This window comes from Sphingomonas sp. R86521 (genome assembly GCF_042466235.1).
Taxonomy (GTDB): domain Bacteria; phylum Pseudomonadota; class Alphaproteobacteria; order Sphingomonadales; family Sphingomonadaceae; genus Sphingomonas.
Genome location: NZ_JAXHBY010000001.1, coordinates 1,701,487 through 1,721,988 on the forward strand (window position 1 = coordinate 1,701,487; position 20,502 = coordinate 1,721,988).

The 20,502-nt window shown below is 66.0% G+C and carries 21 protein-coding genes; 12 read left to right on the plus strand and 9 right to left on the minus strand.

Annotated features, from left to right (window positions below):
* Positions 1-53: 53 nt before the first annotated feature.
* The 7 genes from SJY20_RS07950 to aroQ all read right to left on the minus strand — a co-directional run bounded on the left by SJY20_RS07950 (position 54) and on the right by aroQ (position 7,266).
* Positions 54-2,081 carry a M3 family metallopeptidase gene (locus tag SJY20_RS07950; protein WP_380786151.1) on the minus strand — a complete coding sequence of 676 codons (2,028 nt, stop codon included), beginning with the start codon at positions 2,079-2,081 and terminating at the stop codon, positions 54-56.
* Positions 2,082-2,447: 366 nt separating this feature from the next.
* Positions 2,448-3,860 carry a type I glutamate--ammonia ligase gene (glnA, locus tag SJY20_RS07955; protein WP_380786152.1) on the minus strand — a complete coding sequence of 471 codons (1,413 nt, stop codon included), beginning with the start codon at positions 3,858-3,860 and terminating at the stop codon, positions 2,448-2,450.
* Between the two features lie 125 nt (positions 3,861-3,985).
* Positions 3,986-4,324, minus strand: coding sequence for a P-II family nitrogen regulator (locus tag SJY20_RS07960; protein WP_055875939.1), 339 nt, complete (start codon positions 4,322-4,324; stop codon positions 3,986-3,988).
* Between the two features lie 166 nt (positions 4,325-4,490).
* Positions 4,491-4,826, minus strand: a complete 336-nt coding sequence (gene arsC / locus SJY20_RS07965; protein WP_380786154.1) for an arsenate reductase (glutaredoxin) — start codon at positions 4,824-4,826, stop codon at positions 4,491-4,493.
* 151 nt (positions 4,827-4,977) lie between these two features.
* Positions 4,978-6,330, minus strand: a complete 1,353-nt coding sequence (gene accC, locus SJY20_RS07970) for an acetyl-CoA carboxylase biotin carboxylase subunit (RefSeq protein ID WP_380786157.1) — start codon at positions 6,328-6,330, stop codon at positions 4,978-4,980.
* A 1-nt stretch (position 6,331) separates the two neighbouring features.
* Positions 6,332-6,817, minus strand: a complete 486-nt coding sequence (accB, locus tag SJY20_RS07975; protein WP_380786159.1) for an acetyl-CoA carboxylase biotin carboxyl carrier protein — start codon at positions 6,815-6,817, stop codon at positions 6,332-6,334.
* A 14-nt stretch (positions 6,818-6,831) separates the two neighbouring features.
* A complete protein-coding gene (gene aroQ / locus SJY20_RS07980) occupies positions 6,832-7,266 on the minus strand; it encodes a type II 3-dehydroquinate dehydratase (RefSeq protein WP_380786160.1) in 435 nt (144 codons plus the stop codon).
* A 119-nt stretch (positions 7,267-7,385) separates the two neighbouring features.
* Between aroQ and thiS the strand changes: the two genes are divergently transcribed.
* The 3 genes from thiS (at position 7,386) to SJY20_RS07995 (ending at position 9,537) form a co-directional block, all read left to right on the plus strand.
* A complete protein-coding gene (thiS, locus tag SJY20_RS07985) occupies positions 7,386-8,393 on the plus strand; it encodes a sulfur carrier protein ThiS (RefSeq protein ID WP_380786162.1) in 1,008 nt (335 codons plus the stop codon).
* 99 nt (positions 8,394-8,492) lie between these two features.
* On the plus strand, positions 8,493-8,675 hold the full coding sequence (locus SJY20_RS07990) for a CsbD family protein (RefSeq protein ID WP_380786164.1): 183 nt from the start codon (positions 8,493-8,495) through the stop codon (positions 8,673-8,675).
* A gap of 202 nt (positions 8,676-8,877) precedes the next feature.
* A complete protein-coding gene (locus tag SJY20_RS07995) occupies positions 8,878-9,537 on the plus strand; it encodes an HAD-IA family hydrolase (RefSeq protein ID WP_380786165.1) in 660 nt (219 codons plus the stop codon).
* Between the two features lie 399 nt (positions 9,538-9,936).
* Here the strand turns inward: SJY20_RS07995 and SJY20_RS08000 are convergent, their stop codons facing one another.
* Positions 9,937-10,848, minus strand: coding sequence for an AraC family transcriptional regulator (locus SJY20_RS08000; RefSeq protein ID WP_380786167.1), 912 nt, complete (start codon positions 10,846-10,848; stop codon positions 9,937-9,939).
* Between the two features lie 120 nt (positions 10,849-10,968).
* On the opposite strand from SJY20_RS08000, the gene SJY20_RS08005 reads away from it, so the two are divergent.
* From SJY20_RS08005 to SJY20_RS08015, 3 genes are all read left to right on the plus strand, one after another.
* Positions 10,969-12,087, plus strand: coding sequence for a zinc-binding alcohol dehydrogenase family protein (locus SJY20_RS08005; protein WP_380786168.1), 1,119 nt, complete (start codon positions 10,969-10,971; stop codon positions 12,085-12,087).
* Complete coding sequence (locus SJY20_RS08010) at positions 12,084-12,509, plus strand: DUF3291 domain-containing protein (RefSeq protein WP_380786169.1); 426 nt, start codon at positions 12,084-12,086, stop codon at positions 12,507-12,509. Before SJY20_RS08005 ends, SJY20_RS08010 begins: the two co-directional genes overlap by 4 nt.
* A gap of 177 nt (positions 12,510-12,686) precedes the next feature.
* The gene (locus SJY20_RS08015) at positions 12,687-12,950 is read left to right on the plus strand and encodes a hypothetical protein (RefSeq protein WP_380786172.1); all 264 of its coding nucleotides are present in this window, start codon (positions 12,687-12,689) and stop codon (positions 12,948-12,950) included.
* Positions 12,951-13,262: 312 nt separating this feature from the next.
* On the opposite strand, the gene SJY20_RS08020 is transcribed toward SJY20_RS08015, so the two are convergent.
* On the minus strand, positions 13,263-14,087 hold the full coding sequence (locus SJY20_RS08020; RefSeq protein WP_380786174.1) for a hypothetical protein: 825 nt from the start codon (positions 14,085-14,087) through the stop codon (positions 13,263-13,265).
* 192 nt (positions 14,088-14,279) lie between these two features.
* Here SJY20_RS08020 and SJY20_RS08025 point away from each other — a divergent pair, with 192 nt between their 5' ends.
* The 6 genes from SJY20_RS08025 to SJY20_RS08050 are packed head-to-tail and all read left to right on the plus strand — an operon-like array spanning position 14,280 to position 20,285.
* Positions 14,280-14,954, plus strand: coding sequence for a DUF4129 domain-containing protein (locus SJY20_RS08025; protein WP_380786176.1), 675 nt, complete (start codon positions 14,280-14,282; stop codon positions 14,952-14,954).
* A complete protein-coding gene (locus tag SJY20_RS08030; RefSeq protein WP_380786177.1) occupies positions 14,951-16,165 on the plus strand; it encodes a hypothetical protein in 1,215 nt (404 codons plus the stop codon). Before SJY20_RS08025 ends, SJY20_RS08030 begins: the two co-directional genes overlap by 4 nt.
* On the plus strand, positions 16,162-17,118 hold the full coding sequence (locus tag SJY20_RS08035; protein ID WP_380786178.1) for an AAA family ATPase: 957 nt from the start codon (positions 16,162-16,164) through the stop codon (positions 17,116-17,118). Before SJY20_RS08030 ends, SJY20_RS08035 begins: the two co-directional genes overlap by 4 nt.
* Positions 17,115-18,425 carry a DUF58 domain-containing protein gene (locus SJY20_RS08040; protein WP_380786179.1) on the plus strand — a complete coding sequence of 437 codons (1,311 nt, stop codon included), beginning with the start codon at positions 17,115-17,117 and terminating at the stop codon, positions 18,423-18,425. The genes SJY20_RS08035 and SJY20_RS08040 overlap by 4 nt, the downstream gene beginning before the upstream one ends.
* On the plus strand, positions 18,422-19,444 hold the full coding sequence (locus SJY20_RS08045; protein WP_380786180.1) for a stage II sporulation protein M: 1,023 nt from the start codon (positions 18,422-18,424) through the stop codon (positions 19,442-19,444). The genes SJY20_RS08040 and SJY20_RS08045 overlap by 4 nt, the downstream gene beginning before the upstream one ends.
* Positions 19,422-20,285: an RDD family protein gene (locus tag SJY20_RS08050; RefSeq protein WP_380786182.1), complete on the plus strand. Its 864-nt coding sequence runs from the start codon at positions 19,422-19,424 to the stop codon at positions 20,283-20,285. Before SJY20_RS08045 ends, SJY20_RS08050 begins: the two co-directional genes overlap by 23 nt.
* Positions 20,286-20,502 lie beyond the last annotated feature (217 nt).

The following is a 20,502-nucleotide window of genomic DNA, read 5'->3' on the forward strand; positions in this document are numbered from 1 at the left end:
AAACACGATCGGACCCGGCGTATTGCAGCAGGTTAAGCTCTTTCGCCCGGCGGTTAGCTCGTGGCCAAGCCGCGGCGGACCAGCAGCGCGGCCGGATCGGGATCGCGCCCCATGAACGCGCGGAAACTCTCTAGCGCAGGGCGTGCCGACCCTTGCGACAGGATGTGCGTGCGCAGCGCATCGCCGGTCGCGCGGTCGACCAGGCCGGCGTCGCGGAACCGGCCGAACGCGTCCGCGGCGAGCACTTCGGCCCATAGGTAGCTGTAGTAGCCTGCCGCATACCCACCCGCGAAGACGTGCGAGAAGCTCTGCGGGAAGCGGTGCCAGGCCGGCGGCCGCGTCACCGCGACCTCGTCACGCACCGCGTCGAGTACTTCGACGGGGTCGTCCCCCAACGTGCCCAGATGCAGCAACAGGTCGAACATCGCGAATTCGACCTGGCGCAGCGTCGCCATCCCTTCGAGGAAGTGGCGCGCGCCGACCAGCTTGTCGAACAGGTCGCCCGGCAGCGGCTCGCCGGTCTCGTACTGCCCCGACATCGCGGTCAGGACGTCGCGGTCCCAGGCGAAATCCTCCATCAACTGGCTCGGCAGTTCGACCGCGTCCCATTCGAACCCGCTGATCCCGCCGACGCTCGGCCGATCGACCAGCCCGAACAGATGATGCAGGCAATGCCCGGTCTCGTGGAGCAGCGTCATCACGTCGCCGTGCGACAGTAGCGGCGGCACCGCACCGCCGGTCGGGGCGAAGTTGCAGGTCAGATAGGCGACCGGCAGCGTCGTCGTCTCGCCATCGGTGACGCGCGACCGCGCCTGCGCCATCCACGCCCCGCCGCGCTTGCCGGTTCGCGCGTGCAGGTCGGTGTAGAGCCCGGCGAACACCGTGCCGTCGGCGTCGACCAGGTCGTGATAGCGCGCGTCCGGGTGCCAGGTGGTGACGTCCGGGCGCGCGACCAGGCGGATGCCGAACAGGCGTTCCAGCAGCGCGGTCCAGCCGGCGACGACGCGGTCGACGGGGAAATAGGCGCGCACTGCCTGCTCGTCGATCGCGTGCTTCGCGAGCCGGAGGCGGTTGGCGGTGAAGCCGGTGTCCCACGGCTGAAGGTCCGCGATCCCGAGCGACTCCGCCGCGAACGCGCGTAGCGATGCGACATCGGCTTCGGCCGCCGGCCGCGCGCGTTTCGCGAGGTCGCGGAGGAAGGCGAGAACCTCGTGCGGGTCGCTCGCCATCTTGGTCGACAGCGACAGCGCGACCGGGTCGGTGAAGCCGAGCAACGCCGCCGATTCGCGGCGCAGTTTCAGGATTTCGGCGATGCGCGGGCCGTTGTCGAACGCGCCCGCGTTCGGGCCCTGATCCGAGGCGCGGGTGCCATAGGCGTGGTAGACGCGGTAGCGCAGGTCGCGGTTTTCGCAAAAACCGAGGATCGCGTTGACGCTCGGCTGTTGCAGCGTGACCAGCCAGCCGTCCTGTCCGGTGGCCTTGGCCGCGGCGGCGAGCATCGCCTTGTCGGCGGGCGACAGGCCTTCGAGATGCGCCTCGTCGGTGACCAGTTCGGTCCACGCCTCGGTCGCGTCGAGCAACGCGCTACCGAACGCGTTCGACAGGCCGGAGAGCGCCATCTGGACCTCGGCGTAGCGTTCGCGCTGTGCGGGTTCGAGCGCCACGCCCGACAGGCGGAAGTCGCGGAGCGCGCGCTCGACCGCGGTGCGATCGGCGCGCGGCAGATCGGCGAAACCGGGCGATGTCGCGAGCGCGTTCAGCACGTCGAACAGGTCGCGGTTCTGGCCCACCTTGAGGCCCTGCTCGACGAGGCTCTGCTGCCCGGCGGCGTGCGCGGCGCGAAGCTCGGGCGTGTCGGCGACGCCGTGGAGGTGCGACACCGTCGACCAGGCATTGTCCATCGCGACGTCGATCCGCTCGAGCGGCAGCCAGGCGGCGTCAAAGGCGGTTGGCTTGCTCTCGATCAGCGCATCGATGGTTGCGGTCTGGCGGGCGATGAGCGTCTCAATCGCGGGGGCTACGTCGGCAGGAGTGACGGCGTCGAAACGGGGCAGGGCGTCTGTGTCGAGAAGCGCGTTCATGGGGACTTTCGGGCTGTGGCTGTCGGGCTTGGGACGGGGTGTGATGCTTATATGGGCGAACGCCCGCCGGTTGCTATCGATCCAGCTTCGTTGTCGCGGGCTCGAGGGTAACTGCAGTCTGTATCAGCTTCGTCATCCCGGGCTCGTCCCGGGATCCAGAGCCACGAACGGCGACGCGTGTTACCCTGGATCCCGGGACGAGCCCGGGATGACGGACGGGGGAGGGGCCGGGGAGTAGCGGAAGCGAAAAAAGGGCGCCCGGTTTTGCCGGACGCCCCTTTTCTCATACCACGTCGTGGCGAAGCCACGCCGTCGGTCGGGACTGCGCCCGCCGGCCGACAGCGGTTGAGCTGCCGGCCCGGCAGCTCAACCGCTGTAGTACATGTCATACTCGACCGGGCTCGGCGTCATCTCCCAACGGGCGACCTCCGCACGCTTGATCTCGATATACGCCTCGATCTGGTCGGCCGAGAATACGTCGCCCTTGAGCAGGAAGTCGTGGTCCGCCGCCAGGCAGTCGAGCGCCTCGCGCAGCGAACCCGCGACGGTCGGGACCTGGGCGAGTTCTGCCGGCGGCAGATCGTACAGGTTCTTGTCCATCGCTTCGCCCGGATGGATCTTGTGCAGGATGCCGTCCATGCCCGCCATCATCAGCGCCGCATAGGCGAGATACGGGTTGGCCAGCGCGTCCGGGAAACGCACTTCGACGCGCTTCGCCTTCGGGCCGGTGCCGTACGGAATGCGGCACGAGGCTGAGCGGTTGCGCGCCGAATAGGCGAGCAGCACCGGTGCTTCGTAGCCGGGGACCAGGCGCTTGTAGCTGTTGGTCGACGGGTTGGTGAACGCGTTGACCGCTTTCGCATGCTTGATGATGCCGCCGATGAAATACAGGCACATTTCGCTCAGGCCCGCATAGCCGTTGCCGGCGAACAGCGGGGTCTTGCCTTCCCAGATCGAGAAATGCGTGTGCATCCCCGAACCGTTGTCTTCCTTGATCGGCTTCGGCATGAACGTCGCCGTCTTGCCGTACGCATGCGCGACCTGGTGGACGACATACTTGTAGATCTGCATGCGATCCGCGGTCTGCGTCAGCGTGCCGAAGGTCAGGCCCAGCTCATGCTGTGCGGCCGCGACTTCGTGGTGATGCTTGTCGCAGGGCAGGCCCATCTCGATCATCGTCGAGACCATCTCGCCGCGGATGTCGACGGCGCTGTCGACCGGCGCGACCGGGAAATACCCGCCCTTCGCGCGGGGACGATGCCCCATGTTGCCGCCCTCGTATTCGCGACCTGAATTGCCCGGCAGCTCGATGTCGTCGATCTTGTAATAGCTGGTCGAATAGCTGTTCTCGAAGCGGACGTCGTCGAACATGAAGAATTCGGCCTCGGGGCCGACATACACGGTGTCGCCGACGCCGGTGGTGAGCAGATACGCCTCGGCGCGCTTGGCGGTCGAGCGCGGATCGCGGGCGTAGAGCTCGCCGGTGACCGGATCGGCGATGTCGCAGATCAGGATCATCATCGGCGTCGCCGAGAACGGATCGATATAGATCGCGTCGAGATCGGGCTTGAGCGTCATGTCGCTCTCGTTGATCGCCTTCCAGCCCTCGATCGACGAACCGTCGAACATCAGGCCGTCGGTCAGCTCGTCCTCGCCGATCAGGCTCGCGACCATCGTCAGATGCTGCCACTTGCCCTTGGGATCGGTGAACCGCAGATCGACCCACTCGATCTCCTGGTCCTTGATCATGCTGAGAACGTCGGTTGCCGAATTCGCCATTGTGTTCTTTCCTTGCTGTTCCCCTCCCGCCCTGCGGGAGGGGCTAGGGGAGGGCCTGTAAATTTCGGGGAGCGCCGTGTGACCGGCCCTCCCCCGACCCCTCCCGCAGGCGGGAGGGGAGTTCTTCAGATCGCGTCGTCGTCGCGTTCGCCGGTGCGGATGCGCAGCGCGCTCTCGACCGGGATCACGAAGATCTTGCCGTCGCCGATCCGGCCGGTCTGCGCCGCCGCGGCGATCGCCTCGACCACGCGCTGCGCCAGGCCGTCCTCGACGACGACCTCGAGCTTCACCTTGGGGAGGAAATCGACGACGTACTCCGCGCCGCGATAGAGTTCGGTGTGGCCCTTCTGCCGGCCAAAGCCCTTGGCTTCGGTCACGGTGATGCCGCTGACGCCGATCTCGTGCAGCGCCTCCTTCACCTCATCCAGCTTGAACGGCTTGATGATGGCTTCGATCTTTTTCACGCGGCTATGCCCCCGGTTGTGATGTGAGTGTCAGACCCTCGCCCGCGGGCGCCTTGCACCAAACGTGCCAGCGTCCGCCCTCTCGGGCAACCGCCGATTTCACGGCCGAACGCTGCCTGAAATAGCGGCAGCGGGCGGCATACTGCCCATCGAAGCGGCAGTGGGTTCAGAGGATGTCCGCGAGCTTCGCGGTCGGCCGACCGAGCCGCACGCCCTTGTCGGTTTCGACCAGCGGCCGTTCGATCAGTGACGGATCGATCATCATCGCATCGAGGATCGCTTCGGCATCGGCGTGCTTGACCGCCTTCGCGCCGTCCTCGGCCATGCGGAGGCCCTGCCGCGGGGTCATGCCGGCGCGGTCGTAAAGGCGGACGAGTTCGGCACGGGAAGGGGGAGTCTTGAGGTATTCGACGATCGTGACGTCCGCCCCGGCCTCTTGCAGCAGGGCGAGCGCGTCGCGCGATTTCGAGCAGCGCGGGTTGTGGTAGATCGTCGCCTTCACGAATGCTCCGTCATACCGCCGTTAATTCACTACCCGTTCCGTCACCCCAGCGAAGGCTGGGGCCTCCCGGTTCGGGCCGCAGCATCTGCCCCGGGGAGATCCCAGCCTGCGCTGGGATGACGGCGAGAGGTTCGGCAAGGGCAGGGTGAAGCTACGCCCCCTGCTTCGCCAACCACTCTTCCAGCCACTTGATCGTATACGCGCCGTCCTGGAATTCCGGATCGTCGAGCAACGCGCGGTGCAGCGGGATCGTCGTGGTGATGCCGTCGATCACCATCTCGTCGAGCGCACGGCGCAGGCGGCGCAGCGCGCCGTTGCGGGTGGTGCCATAGACGATCAGCTTGGCGATCATCGAATCGTAGTATGGCGGCACGCGGTAGCCGGCGTACAGTCCGCTATCGACGCGAACGTGCATGCCGCCCGGCGCGTGATACGCCTTCACCAGCCCCGGCGACGGCGCGAAGGTGCGCGGGTCCTCGGCGTTGATCCGGCATTCGATCGCGTGACCGCGGAACTGGACGTCCTGCTGGCGCAACGTCAGCGGATGACCCTCGGCGACGCGGATCTGTTCGCGAACAAGGTCCAGGCCGGTGATCATCTCAGTCACCGGATGCTCGACCTGTAGCCGGGTGTTCATCTCGATGAAGTAGAATTCGCCCGCTTCCCACAGGAACTCGATCGTCCCGGCGCCGCGATAGGCCATGTCGGCCATCGCCTTGGCGACGATGCCGCCCATCCGCTCGCGCTCTTCGGGGGTGATGATCGGCGAAGGCGCTTCCTCGAGCACCTTCTGGTGGCGGCGCTGCAGCGAGCAGTCGCGCTCGCCCAAATGGATCGCGTTGCCGTTGCCGTCGCCGAAGATCTGGAATTCGATATGCCGGGGATTGCCCAGATATTTTTCCATGTAGACGGTGGCGTCGCCGAACGCAGCCTTCGCCTCGGACCCCGCCTGCTGCATCAGCGTCTCAAGCTGGTCCTCACTCTCGCACACCTTCATGCCGCGACCACCGCCACCGCTCGCCGCCTTGATGATCACCGGATAGCCGATGTTGGCGGCGATCCGCTTGGCTTCGGCAACGTCGCTGATCGCACCGTCGGAACCGGGGACGAGCGGCAGGCCCAGGGCACCCGCGGTGCGCTTGGCCTCGACCTTGTCGCCCATCGTGCGGATGTGTTCGGGCTTGGGCCCGACGAACAGGATGTTGTGGAGCTCGACGATCTCGGCGAACTGCGCGTTCTCGCTGAGGAAGCCGTACCCAGGATGGATCGCGTCCGCGCCGGAGATTTCGGCGGCGGAGATGATGTTTGGGATGTTCAGATAGCTGTCGGTCGCGGACGGCGGTCCGATGCAGATCGCCTCGTCGGCGAGGCGGACGTGCATCGCGTCCGAATCGGCGGTCGAGTGCACCGCGACGGTCTTGATGCCCATCTCGTGACACGCGCGGTGGATCCGCAGCGCGATCTCGCCGCGGTTGGCGATAAGCAGCTTCTTGATCTGCGGCACGTTACTCTACCACGACGAGCGGCTGGTCGAACTCGACCGGCTGGCCGTTCTCGACGAGCACCGCGGTGACGGTCCCGGCCGACGGCGCGACAATCTGGTTCATCACCTTCATCGCCTCGATGATCAGCAGCGTGTCGCCGGCAGCGACCTTCTGCCCGATCGTGACGAACGCCTTGGCCTCGGGGTTGGCGGAGAGATAGACGGTGCCGACCATCGGCGACTTGACCGCGTTGGCGGCCGGGGCAGGGGCGGACGCGCCGACCTCCGCCTGCGGAATGGACAGCGGCGGCGCGACCTGCGGTGCGGCGGGGGCGGGCGCATAATGCTGCACCGGCGCGGCCTGCGCGGCCTTGCGCGCGACGCGGATGCGGCGTGCGCCATCCTCGACCTCGATCTCGGTCAGCTGGGTGGTGTCGAGCAGTTCGGCGAGCTGGCGGACGAGGTTCACGTCGACCTGCATCGCGCCCGTATCATTGGTATCGGTCATGGCGTGGTCTCCTGTCAGAAGCGTGCGGCGGCTTCAAGCGCGAGCAGATAGGAAAGCGCGCCGAATCCCGCGATCGTGCCCTTTGCGGCCTGTCCGACCAGGCTGACGTGGCGGAAGGATTCGCGCGCGTGCGGGTTCGACAGATGGACCTCGATCACCGGAGTCTTCACACCCTTGATTGCATCATGGACCGCGACCGAGGTGTGGGTGAACGCACCGGCGTTGAGGATCACGGCCTTCGCGCCGCGGGCCTGCGCTTCCTGGATCCAGTCGACCAGATGACCCTCGTGGTTGGACTGGCGCATGTCGATCGTCAGGTCGAGCTCGCGGGCACGATCCTCGAGCTGGCCGGCGATGTCGTCGAGCGTTTCGTCGCCATAGATTTCGGGCTCGCGCGTGCCGAGCAGGTTGAGGTTGGGGCCGTTGAGGACGAAAATGGTGTCGGGCAAATCGGGCTCCCGTTTCGGGCATGGCGGTTGCGGGGCCAGCGAACGGCCCCCTATATGCCACCATCCTTACAAGCTCGTGTCGCGCGAAGTCGAGACACGTCCTCACGGCGGACTGATCCATGCCCCACACCGACGGCACCGTTACCATCACCGTCAACGGCGAGCACAAGCGCGTCGCGGCCGGGCTGACCCTGGCGCAGCTCGCCAGCGAACTCGGGCTCGTCCCCGAAAAGGTCGCGGTCGAGCGCAACATGGAGGTCGTGCCGCGGTCGACGCTGGGGCAGGTGATGGTCGAGGATGGCGACGACCTGGAGATCGTCCACTTCGTCGGCGGCGGCGATCACGCCGCGGCGATCGATACGGACAGCTGGAGCGTGGCCGGCCAGACCTTTCGCTCGCGGCTGATCGTCGGCACCGGCAAGTACAAGGATTTCGCGCAGAACGCCGCCGCGCTCGAGGCGAGCGGCGCGGAGATCGTCACCGTCGCGGTCCGCCGCGTCAACGTGTCGGATCGTAACGCACCGATGCTGACCGACTTCATCGATCCCAAGAAGATCACCTACCTCCCGAACACCGCAGGCTGTTTCGACGCCGAGTCGGCGATTCGCACGCTGCGCCTGGCGCGCGAGGCGGGCGGCTGGGAACTGGTGAAGCTCGAGGTGCTGGGCGAGGCGAAGACGCTGTATCCCGACATGGTTGAGACGCTGCGCGCGACCGAGGTGCTCGCGAACGAGGGCTTCAAGCCGATGGTCTACTGCGTCGATGATCCGATCGCCGCGAAGCGCCTGGAGAATGCCGGCGCGGTGGCGATCATGCCGCTGGGCGCGCCGATCGGCTCAGGGCTCGGCATCCAGAACCGCGTCACGATCCGGCTGATCGTCGAGGGGGCAGGGGTCCCTGTGCTGGTCGATGCGGGCGTCGGCACCGCGTCGGATGCCGCAGTCGCGATGGAGCTCGGCTGCGACGGCGTGCTGATGAACACCGCGATAGCCGAGGCCAAGGATCCGATCATGATGGCAGCAGCGATGAAGGCCGCGGTCGAATCGGGCAGGTTGGCCTATCGCGCCGGGCGGATGGGCCAGCGCCGGTATGCCGATCCGTCGAGCCCGCTGGCGGGACTGATCTGAAGCAATTTTCATGGAACCGATACCGGGCTCAAGTGGTTTTACTTGCATCATTTCAAGCGGCCCGATCGTCGGTCCGCGAATAGGTAATCGGAGGCCATCATGGGCGAATTCACCGACAAGGTCGCAGCAGCCGGCAACAAGGTCGCAGGCAACGTCAAGGAAGCCATCGGCAAGGCAACCGACAACGAAAAGCTGGTAGCCGAGGGCGAGGCCCAGCAGGTCAAGGGCACCGCGCAGAACGTCAAGGGCAGCGTCAAGGGCGCACTCGGCGACGACATCTGACGCTGGTCTCCAGCTGAACGACCAAGCCGCTCCGGGTAACCGGGGCGGCTTTTTCGCGTCCCCCGTCGTTCCGGTACTGGGTGAAACGTCATCCCGGGCTTGTCCCGGGATCCAGGGCCAAGACCGCAGCGTCCGTTACCCTGGATCCCGGGACAAGCCCGGGATGACGGTGTTGAAGGGCTCACCTCCACTACGGATAATCATGACCAATCTCCCCACCCGCACCTACGCCGCGTTCCTCTTCGACATGGACGGCACCATCCTCACCTCGATCGCGTCGGCCGAGCGTAGCTGGACCGCCTGGGCGATCGCGCACGGGCTCGACGTCGCGACATTCCTGCCGACCATCCACGGCGTCCAGTCGGTCGAGACGATCCGCCGTCTGAACCTGCCCGGAGTCGATCCGGTCGCCGAAGCCGCCGCGATCACCGCCGCCGAGATGGAGGATGTGGGCGATGTCGAGCCGATCCCGGGTGCGGACGCATTCCTCGCCTCGCTGCCCGCGGACCGCTGGGCGATTGTCACCTCGGCGCCGCGCGCGCTCGCCAAGGTCCGGCTAGCCGCTGCCGGTATCCCGCTGCCTGCGCTGCTGATCAGCGCCGAGGACGTCGCGAACGGCAAACCTGCCCCCGACTGCTTCCTGCTCGCCGCCGAACGCCTCGGCGTCGCACCGGCCGACTGCCTAGTCTTCGAAGACGCCCCCGCCGGCATCGCCGCCGCCGAAGCAGCAGGCTGCGACGTTATCGTAGTAAACGCGACGCATCGCCACGTTCTCGCGACCGCGCATTCGAGGATCGAAGGCTATACGGGGCTGAGTTCAGCCTCGGCGACAAATGGCGTTTCGTTAGTACCGAGTCGTTGAAACTTGATAGGGACGTCCAAGTCATTGATACCCTCCCCGTGAAAAAACTTTTAGTTAAGGGAGATAGGCGAATTGCGATGCGAGAACACTAGGTAAACGCAAATCGTTCGTACATTCATTCCGGTTTATCTAGCGTAATGACTTGTAATTACAGCGGTCCATGGTTTTTCGTACTCAATTGCTATTATAGCGAATTCGGTACACTATCGCCCTCGTTCACGCCGATTGTGCAGATGCCGTGCACGCGTAAGTCAATGTCGGCGGACGACGACAGCTTTACTCTGTGCAGACGGAAACAGCAGGATTGTCGGTCGCCGCTCCTGTCGACTGACTGCGCGGGGCGGCTGAAATCGGCGGCAAGAGCGTCCGCCAGATCATTGCTAGCGTCCATCCGTTCAGCTACGCGGCCACCGCCCTGGCGAACTCCCGAGGCGAGTGGCCGAACGTTCGCTTGAATGCCGCACCGAACGCGCTTTCGGATTCGTAGCCTACCGCCGGTGCGACGGTCGCGATCGAGACGCGCCCGCCTGCCAGCCGATCCGCTGCCAGCATCATCCGCCAGCGGGTCAGGTAGTCCATGGGCGGCTCGCCAACCGTTTGCCTGAACCGGACGGCAAAGCTCGATCGCGACATGCCGCCTACACGGGCGAGGTCGGCCAGCGTCCAGCGCCGAGCGGGTTCGGCGTGCATCGCCGAGATCACGGCGCGCATCTGCGTGTCGGCCAGTGCGAACAGCCAGCCTGCGCTGCGCGGCGAGCGCTCGGCGAGGTGGAGCCGCAGCGCCTCGATCAACAGCGTCTGTGCCAGATGCCCCGCCATCAGCGTGCCGCCCGGTTGCGGGTCGCGCAGCTCGCGCATCAGCCGATCGATCAGCCAGCCAAGCGCTGCCTTGGTCGCCTCTGCCCGGATGTGGACGATCGGGGGCAGGATGCCGAGCAGCAGGTCGGTGTGGAGCCCGGTGAAGTCGAAGAAGCCGCCCACGCCGGAGCAGCTGCTGCCGCCACCCAGGACTCCGGTCTCGCCGGCGGGGAACGACGGGAAGAAGGCGAAGGCGTCGGTCACTGGCGCGCCGATCGCGCTGTAGAGGCTGAACGCGGTGCAGCCGGGAAGCAGGATGAAGTCGCCTGCGTGCAGCGCCATGGGTTCGCTTACGCCATCGAGTGCGATCCAGCACGTCCCGGTGTGAATGGCGAAGCATTTGACGCCCTCGGCCGGGGGATAGGCAAGCGCCCAGTCCCCGCCGGCATCGAGCCCTCGGAATCCGTAGCTGCTCGGCTTCAGCAGGCTGAGTACATCCGACAAAGGATCCATAACGGCAATTCCTGGACGCTGGCGATGAATTGACGGACTTGGCAGCATGGGCCGTCCAATGTCACTGGCGTATTTCGGATCCCAGCGATGCATCTCACCTGGCACCGCGGGAGATAGATCATGACCGACAACACCGCCCTGTGGCTTTCCTCCAGGCGCGCCGCCTTCACCTTGGGGGCGGCGCCGTTTCCGAGCGTACAGTCGGGCGAAATCGTCATCCGCACCCGTGCGATCGCGGTGAACCCGATGGATCGCCTGGTGCAGACCGCGGGCGACCTGATGACCCCTTATCTGCACTACCCGGCCATCGTCGGCTCCGACGTCGCCGGCGATGTCGTCGCCGTCGGCCCGGACGTGACACGGTTCAAGCTCGGCGACCGCGTCGTGGGTTTTGCCGGCAGCACCGACAAGACGCGTAACCGCGCTGCGGAGGGCGCCTTCCAGACCTATGTCGTCCTGCTCGCGCATATGACGGCGGCAATTCCGGATACGCTGACCTTCGAAGATGCGAGCGCTCTCCCGCTCGGCATCTCGACGGCAGCGTGCGCGCTCTTCCAGCGGAATTTCCTAGCGCTGAACGCGCCCGCCAAGGGAGCGCCGGCGACCGGTCAGATCGTCCTGGTGTGGGGAGGGTCGACCAGCGTCGGGGTCAACGCGGTGCAACTGGCCGTCGCCGCGGGCTATGAGGTTATCGCCACCGCCTCTCCCCGCAACTTCGATCTGCTCATGCGGCTCGGCGCGGCCGCTGTGTTCGACTATCGCAGCCCGACCGTCGTTGCCGACATCGGTGCGGCGTTGCGTGGGAAAACGGTCGCAGGCGCGGTCGCGATCGGCGCGGGATCGGTGCAGCCGTGCATCGACATCCTGGGACTTTGCAACGGCAATCGCTTCATCGCGATGGCGACGCCGCCTGCGTCCTTCGACGCAGTCCCGGCGGGGCGGGGCCATTGGCGCAAGCTGATCGCCGCGATGGCCGGCACGGTCGCGGGCAACATCGGACTCGCTCTCAGCGCACGCCGCAACAAGGTGACGCTGAAAATGATCTGGGGCAGCACGCTGATCAGCAACGAAGTGGGGCCGATGATCTTCGACACGTTCCTGCCCGAAGCGCTGGCCGACGGTCGCTACCTGGCAGCCCCGGCAGTCGAGGTCGTTGGGCACGGGCTGGCGGCGATACCGGCGGCGCTCGCGCGGCAGCGCCGCGGCGTCTCGGCGACCAAGCTGGTGGTGACGTTGTGAGCAGCTTCGTCGTCAGCGTCACCCGCTTCCGCGTTCGCAGCCTGCGGTTCCTGCCCTTCTTCCTGATTCATGCGCAGCGCTGCCTTGCGCAGATCAGGCGAAGCGACGGCTACATCGCCGGAGCGCTGCGCCACGATCGCGACCGCGCCTATTGGACGATGAGCGTATGGCGCGACGAGGCCGCGCTCCTCGCCTATGTCACCGGCGGTGCCCACCGCGACGCGATGCCCAGGATGAGCGAATGGGGCGACGAGGCCAGCACCATTCGCTGGATTCAGGACAGCGCCGACATTCCGTCCTGGCCGCAGGCGATCGAACGGATGCGCGGCGAGGGGCGTGCCGTGCCGCTCCGCCATCCGGGACCGGGGCATGCGGGTCTTTGCTTCGCAGCAAGCGAGCCTGCGCAGATGGTACGAATTTGAAGAGTCGTTCGATGCGGCGATCTATGCTCAATAGCTAAAGTTCGCAAAGGAGAAACAGATGGTTCGCGTGTTGGTAATTGGGTATGCGCCCGACGCAGTCGATTTCACCGATCCGGCCATTCCGCCTGGCCTGACTGAAGTCATTGTGACCGAGGGTATAAAAAGGACGTGGAGTTGATGCACGATCGCGGCTGGGAGGCAGTGCATCTTCCAATTCGAGCAGCTGCAAACTTGCGTCACGACATCTTGAACCGCCTCGCACGCGAGGCTTTCGATTGTATCGTGATCGGCGCTGGGGTCCGTATGACGACCAAGCATGTAGCCGAGTTTGAACAGGTCATTGACGCTGTTCGCCAAGGGGCGCCGCAAACGCCAATTGCTTTCAATTCGAGCCCGGATAGCAGCAGCGAGGCTGCTGCCCGGTGGTTGGACAAAAAATGAGTTACCTCTGAAACGGTTTTGGCGCGGTAATACGTGAGCGCGACGGTTTCATGGCAAGCGTCCTCGCTAGGCGGAGGCCTGGGAATTTCCAAATGGCGACTTAGCCGTTCCTTTGCCCCGGTATTTAGAAATAGGTAAGCGTTTTGCGTAGATTGGCTTAGTGCCGAATACTTTGCGGGCGGCTGTAAGAGCCGCGTCACATTGGCCATACGCAACTGCAATTCGTCGCAAAACAAATCTTCGTAGTGTGTCTCATCCGCTGGACGGCGTGAGAACAATAATAGGCCCGCGGTCCGCTCGGCCGCGTCATGATCAGGCGAATATGTCGGCGAGCCGCTCGGCGTCGGGGCCTTCCTTCCAGTCGCGCAATTCGATGAATAGCGCGGCGCCGACTGTGGTGAACCAGGTCAGCACGACGGTCGTGATGATCGATTGCAGCAACTGGACGATCAATGAAGGCTGCGTCGGCACGGGCATTTGTACCTGGCCCCCGCCGGTAAGCGCGCTCAGCGAGCCATAGCCGGCCACGCTCGCGACCCCGATCGCAATTGAGACGAGAAGGTAGATGACGCAGGCGAGTAGCAGGATACCAAATACGTGCCATCGCGCGCCTTTTGTCAGGGCTTGGCTACGACCAAAGGCACCGAACACGCCCGGACGTTCCGCTACGATCGCCGGCAGGGATACCGACCACATCACCGCGAGCATGATCCCGGGTACGATGAGGAAGATGGTGCCTACCCATACGCCGATCAGGAGCAGAAGATAGACCGCGAATAGCGGGAGGCACCGCGACACCCCGACCTGCAGCATCTCTTGCGGGTTCGCCGGTCGGCCCTGATGATGCGCGACGGTTGCCTGGACCAGCGCTCCGCTGGCGATCAGCCATAGCAAGCCGACGATGATTGCGTAGACGCCGACCAGCGCATATCGCCCCTCGCGGACATTCTGGAACACCGCCCCGCTCAGGCCGATCTGTCCAAGCACGATCTGCGGCAACGCTATCAGTCCAAAGCTGGTGCCGAGCGTCGCAAGCGGATTTGCCTTGATGACGTTTGCGCTGCGTCCGAAGACGTTCCCCACGGATATTCCGCGGCCCGTCGCGACGTCCGTCGCGACGGTGGTGTGGCTGGCCATTGTCTTTCCCCCAAAAGTCCCTGGAGTTGATGGTGGCAAGCGAACTTCGCGCTGTCCAGTTCGATCATGTTGCACAAATGGCGGAATGAAGAATGGCGGATTGCGCCGGTGGCCGATCCGGCTAAGTCTGGCCCGGGGACAGCGTCGCATCGCCGGGGGGGTATCATCGGAGTTTCAGGACCTGATCCGACGGTGGGAACCGACCGACTGGCTGCTGCCCATGCCGCGTTGCGTGCCGACCCGTCGATCCAGTTCAATCTGACTCGCCCGCCGGTGCCGCCCGAAGCGCCGGCATGGTTCCAGGCGCTGGGGCGCTGGCTCGCCGACCTGTTCCGGCCGATCGGGCGGCTGTTGCGCTGGCTTTCGAACCTCATGCCTGATGCACCCTATGCCCGCATCCTGCTGTGGACCCTGCTTGCCGGGGCTGGGGCGGCGGTGATCTGGATGCTAGTCGAGCGTATCCGGTCGGGCGAATGGCGTCTTCCCGCGCGCCGACGCCCCGCTGGTCCGACCCCGGACGCCAATGAGGACGATTGGATGCCCGATGCGGCGCCGGCGCGAGCGTGGCTGCGCGAGGCGGACCGGCTCGCCGCAGAGGGCTGCCATGCCGAGGCTATCCACTATTTGCTGTTCCATTCGATCGACGACATCGCTCGGCGCCGCCCGGCGCTGCGGCGACCGTCGTTGACCAGCCGCGAACTCGCGTCGGCGCCGCTGTTGCCGTCGGCGGTCCGTCCGCTGTTCGCGAGCATCGCCGGGCTGGTCGAGCGCAGCCTGTTCGGCGGACGCTTGGTTACGGACGCAGACTGGCAGACTGCCCGCACGGCCTATGCCGACCTGGCACTGCCGGGGCGGTGGCACGCGTGAGTGACGTAGGAGACAGCCGTACGAGCACCGCGGACAGGGTATTCTCGCCGCTGACGGTGGCACTGCTGCTGATCATCGGGCTGATCGGTTTTGCCGGGTCGTTGCTCCTGGGGGCCTATGCGCCTGAACTGAAGTCGGGGCGGAATGCCGGATCGCACGCGCTTTCCAACGCGGCTACCGGCTATGCCGGTATCGTCGAACTGGCGGGTGCGACCGGACGCCACCCCCGCGTGCTGCGCGCCGATGACGGCTGGAAGACCGAGGATCTGGTTGTCGCGACGCCCGAGCATGGCACGACCGACATGAGCCAGTTCATGGCGGCACGGCACGGCAAGGCGACGCTGATCGTGCTGCCGAAATGGGCGACGATCGCGGACGACGAGACGGGCGGGTGGGTCGATGTCAGTGGGCTGCTGCCGTCGTTCGACCCTGCGGGCGTCCTTGCCCCCTCGACCGTGATGACCGTGACCCGCCGGCCGAGCGGCGCGCGCGTGCTGCACGTCGGTGACGGGGCGCCGCAATCGCTCGCGGTATCGGCGCCGCGACCATTGCAGACGGTCACGTCTGCGGCGCTGACACCCCTGATCACCGACGATGCCGGGCGGATCGTGCTGGGGCAGATCGGCCGTAGCAACACGTACATCCTTGCCGACCCGGACCTGCTCGACAACCACGGCATCCGCCGCCTGGACCATGCCCGGGCGGCGCTGGACCTGCTCGATTTCGTCAATTCCAACAACTCCCACGCTATCGCGTTCGACGTGACGCTGAACGGCCTGGGGCGCGGACGCAGCGCGTTGAAGCTGGCCTTCGAACCGCCGTTTCTGGCGATGACGCTGGCGATCGTCGCGGCTTTGGCGCTGGTCGGATGGCAAGCGCTGGTCCGCTTCGGCGCGCCCCAACCGCGGATACGAGCGATCGCGTTCGGCAAGACCGCGCTCATCGACAACAGCGCGATGATCGTCCGCAAGGCGGGACGCGAAGGGATGCTAGGCGGGCGCTATGCCGCACTGATCCGCGGGCACGCACGGACCATCTTCGGCGTTCCCGCGCGACTGACCGATGACGAAGCCGATCGTTATCTCGACAATCTCGGGGGAACGACGCGGTTCAGTACGCTGGTTGCCGACGCGACCCGCGCCGAGCATCGCACCGACATGCTCGCCGCAGCGCAGGCGCTGTACCGATGGCAACAGGAGAAGACACAGTGACGGTAGAAGAGGTTCAGGCACTCGGGCAGGCGATCCGTGCCGAAATCGGCAAGGCCGTGATCGGGCACAACGACACCGTCGACCTACTGCTGGTATCGCTGTTCGCTGGTGGGCATATCCTGCTGGAGGGGCCGCCGGGCACGGCCAAGACGTTGCTCGCGCACGCGTTCGCCAGGACGGTCGGGCTGGAGTTCGGTCGTATCCAGTTCACCCCCGACCTGATGCCGGGCGATATCATCGGCGCCAATCTGTTCAACTTCCAGACGTCGACCTTCACGCTCACGCGAGGCCCGATCTTCACCGAATTGCTGCTGGCGGACGAGATCAACCGTACCTCGCCCAAGACGCAGGCGGCGCTGCTCGAGGCGATGCAGGAGCGGACCGTCACGATCGACGGCGAAAGCCTGGCGCTGAGCGCTCGCTTTACCGTCGTCGCGACGCAGAACCCGATCGAGCAGCAGGGCGTGTACCCGCTGCCCGAGGCACAGCTCGACCGGTTCCTGTTCAAGCAGACGGTGTCCTACCCGACCGCAGCGGAGGAGCGACGGATCGTCGCGGACCACGGCGCGCGGTCGACGGCGATGTCGCCCGCGGACTGGGGGATCGAGGCGCGTGCCGACGCAGCGACGATCGATGCGGCGGTCAGGACGGTCGCGAACGTGCGGCTGGTCGGCGAGGTCATAGACTATATCGTCGCGCTGGTCCGTGGAACGCGCGACATCGCCGATCTGGAGAGCGGTGCCTCCCCGCGGGCGGGCGCGATGCTGGCGGGGGCCGCACGCGCGCGGGCGGCGCTGGACGGCCGCGACTTCGTCATTCCTGACGACGTGAAGACACTGGCGCCCGCATTGCTGCGCCACCGGTTGATCCTGTCGCCCGCGGCGGAGATCGGCGGGCGGGCGATCGAGGATGTCGTCGCGCAGATCGTCGAGACGATCGAGGCGCCGCGTTGATCTATCCTACCCGCATGGCGGTGCTGGCGGCGGCGATCGGGGCCCCGGTCACGCTGCTGGTCGCCATGCTGTTCCCGGCGACCTGGTATGCGGGTCTTGGCTGGCCGCTTGCGGTGCTGGCGCTGGTGTTCGCCGATGCGGTGCTCGGCCGTGCGGGGGCGAGTGTCGTGCTGGCACTGCCAAGGTCGGCATCGGTCGGGACTGCCCTGAGCGTGCCGATCGATATCCGGATCATGGCGCGTCGGGCGGTGCGTGCGGCGCAGGTGGCGCTGGCGCCCGATCCGCTGCTGGCGTTTGCCGACGCCGCGCCGCTGGACATCGCGCTGGTCGAGGGTCGGGGCGCCGCGACGATCGCGCTGACGCCGCAGCGCCGCGGAACCGCTCGGCTCGGCACGATCTGGGTGCGCTGGGCGGGGCCGCTGGGTTTGGCGTGGCGACAGGCGAGGATCGACGCGGACCGGACGTTGCCGATCCTGCCCGATATCGAGGCGGTGCGTCGGCAGGGCGCGCAGGTGTTCCAGCGCCATGCGGTGCAGGGCCTGCTGGCGCAAAGCGATCGCGGCGACGGCACCGACTTCGACGCGCTGGTCGAGTTTCGAACGGGTGTAGACCGGCGCGCGATCGACTGGAAACAGTCCGCGCGGCACATGAAGCTCTATGCCAAGGAATACCGCACCGAACGCAACAGCCAGATCGTCTTCGCGATCGATTCCGGGCGGCAGATGTCGGAGCCGGTCGATGGCATCCCGCGCGTCGATCGCGCGGTATCGGCGGCGCTGCTGGCGGGGTGGCTCGCGCTGAAACTGGGTGACCGGGTGGCACTCCATGCGTTCGATTCGCGTCCGCGGATGGCCAGCGGCTTCATCGGCGGGGCGGGGGCCTTCACCGAACTCCAGCACCTTGCCGCCGAGATCAACTATAGTGGCGACGAGACCAACTATACCTTCGCGCTGACCACCCTAGCGGCGCGACTGAAGCGGCGGTCGATGATCGTGCTGTTCACCGAATTTACCGATCCGATCTCCGCCGACTTCATGGTCAAGGCGATCGCGCGCCTGCTCAAGACCCATCTCGTGCTGATCGTCGTCCTGCGCGACGACGAACTGGAGACGATCGTCGATCGCGCACCTGGAAAGGCCGCCGACGTGACCCGCGCGGTGACGGCCGCGGCGTTGCTGCGTGATCGACGGCTGGTATTGCTGCGGCTGCGCCACCTCGGCGTCCATGTCATCGAAAGCCCATACGATCAGTTCGCCGAGCGGCTCGTCGAGGGCTATGTCGACCTCAAGCGTAGGAGCCTGTTGTGAGCGCGTTCGTCGATATCGCACCGCCCGTGCTCAACGCCAGCCGCTTCCGCGCCGCGCATGAAGCGGACTGGGCACGGCTGGAGTCGCTGATCGCCCGGATCGAGAAGCGCTCGGTCCGCGCGTTGTCCGACGACGATCTGCTGGCTTTGCCGCTGCTGTATCGCTCCACGTTGTCGTCATTGTCGGTCGCGCGCGAGACCTCGCTCGATCGCGCGCTGGTCGCCTATCTCGAGCAACTGTGCGCGCGCGCTTATTTCCAGCTTTACGGTGTCTCGGATTCGGCGTGGCGGGATCTTGGGCGATTCTTCGCGATGGGGTGGCCGGGTGCCGTCGCCTCGCTGTGGCGCGAGACGCTGGTCATGGCGTTCCTGACGTTCGCAGGCGCGGTCGCGGCCTATATGCTCGTCCGGGCCGATCCGTCCTGGTACGCGGGCATCGTCCCCCAGGGCCTGTCGGGCGGGCGCGATCCTGCGGCTTCGGTGGAATCGCTGCGCGCGACGCTATACAAAAGCCAGGACGATGGGCTCGGCGTCTTCGCGAGCTTCCTGTTCGGCCACAACGCACAGATTGCGATCTTTGCCTTCGCGCTCGGTTTCGCCTTCGTCGTGCCGACCGCGCTGCTGATCTTCTACAATGGGCTGATGCTCGGCGCGATGATCGCGGTGTTCGCCGACAAGGGACTGGGGCTGAACTTCCTGGCTTGGCTCGCGATCCACGGCACGACCGAATTGTTCGCGGTCATCATCGCCGGTGCGGCCGGGATGCGGATCGGCACCGCGATCGCCTTTCCCGGCAGGCTGGAGCGACTGGAGGCGGTGGTCGCCGCCGGCCGCACCGCCGCAATTGCGACGGCGGGCGTCGTACTGATGCTCGCCGTCGCGGCGATCCTGGAGGGCGTCGGTCGGCAGGTCGTTAACGGCGACGTGACTCGCATGGTTATCGGCGCGGCGATGCTGGGGGCGTGGTTGATCTATTATTACGGTATCGGGAGGCGTTATGCGTACCGCTCGCCGGACTAGCGCGCCCGTTGCGCGGCGCCGCAGCTTCGTCACGCCCGAGGGCGTCGATCTGCAGCTTGAACTCGGCGGGGCGGGAACGCGCGCTGCGGCGTTCCTGATCGACGTCACGGCCATGCTGGTCTTCATGATCGCCGTGACGGCCGCGCTGTACGCGCTGGATCGGGCAACCCGCGCCGATGTTGCCAAGATCCTGTGGCTGATCGGCGCATTCATGCTTCGTAACGGCTGGTTCGTCCTGTTCGAGATGGGCGGGCGCGGCGCGACGCCGGGCAAGCGGCTGATGGGACTGCGCGTCGTCGCGCGCGACGGCGCGAGGTTGACCGCGGGGGCGGTGCTGGCGCGCAATGCGATGCGCGAGATCGAGGTGTTCCTGCCGCTGTCGTTCCTCGGCGCGCAAGCGGCGGCGGGAACTGCGGATGCGTTCCTGACGATCTTCGCCTTGCTGTGGAGCGGCATCTTTCTGTTCTTTCCGTTGTTCAACCGCGACCGGTTGCGTATCGGCGATCTGGTCGCCGGAACGTGGGTGGTGCAGACCCGCATCAGCACTCTGGCCGCCGATCTCGCGCCGGCCACCGATCGGCCTCGCCATGTATTCTCCGAGGAGGCTCTGTCTCTGTACGGGATCTACGAATTGCAGGCGCTAGAGGACGTGATCCGTGGTGGCGACGACCTTGCCCGGATCACCGTCGCGGCAGCAATCCGACGCAAGGCGGGGCTTGCCGATGACGGCGACGACGACGGCTTCCTCGCCGATTATTATGCCGCGCTCTGCGCAAGGTTGGAGGGCGGACTGCTGGTGGGGCAGCGCCGGGTCGACAAACTCAGCGCCGTTACGCGGTAGCAGGTTGACATCGCCGTACGGATCGATCGAGTACTTCGACTGCTCTCGACAAATTCTACTGCTCGTCTAAATTTACTGGCGTCGCTCGGGACGCTAGTGATGTAAGACAATGTTAGGTCAGCAGGTTTGTGCAGTTCAAGCTCCATCGTATGCTCCGGGATTGCTGTTCCAGGCGCGGTGTCCCCTTATCGGTTGATGCAGTGGCAGAAACCATGCC

Coding starts and splice junctions, on each gene's coding strand:
- SJY20_RS07950 (WP_380786151.1), bottom strand. CDS start 2,081: ATGAACGCGCTTCTCGACACAGACGCCCTGCCCCGTTTCGACGCCGTC.
- glnA (WP_380786152.1), bottom strand. CDS start 3,860: ATGGCGAATTCGGCAACCGACGTTCTCAGCATGATCAAGGACCAGGAG.
- accB (WP_380786159.1), bottom strand. CDS start 6,817: ATGACCGATACCAATGATACGGGCGCGATGCAGGTCGACGTGAACCTC.
- thiS (WP_380786162.1), top strand. CDS start 7,386: ATGCCCCACACCGACGGCACCGTTACCATCACCGTCAACGGCGAGCAC.
- SJY20_RS07990 (WP_380786164.1), top strand. CDS start 8,493: ATGGGCGAATTCACCGACAAGGTCGCAGCAGCCGGCAACAAGGTCGCA.
- SJY20_RS07995 (WP_380786165.1), top strand. CDS start 8,878: ATGACCAATCTCCCCACCCGCACCTACGCCGCGTTCCTCTTCGACATG.
- SJY20_RS08000 (WP_380786167.1), bottom strand. CDS start 10,848: ATGGATCCTTTGTCGGATGTACTCAGCCTGCTGAAGCCGAGCAGCTAC.
- SJY20_RS08005 (WP_380786168.1), top strand. CDS start 10,969: ATGACCGACAACACCGCCCTGTGGCTTTCCTCCAGGCGCGCCGCCTTC.
- SJY20_RS08015 (WP_380786172.1), top strand. CDS start 12,687: ATGCACGATCGCGGCTGGGAGGCAGTGCATCTTCCAATTCGAGCAGCT.
- SJY20_RS08020 (WP_380786174.1), bottom strand. CDS start 14,087: ATGGCCAGCCACACCACCGTCGCGACGGACGTCGCGACGGGCCGCGGA.
- SJY20_RS08050 (WP_380786182.1), top strand. CDS start 19,422: ATGCGTACCGCTCGCCGGACTAGCGCGCCCGTTGCGCGGCGCCGCAGC.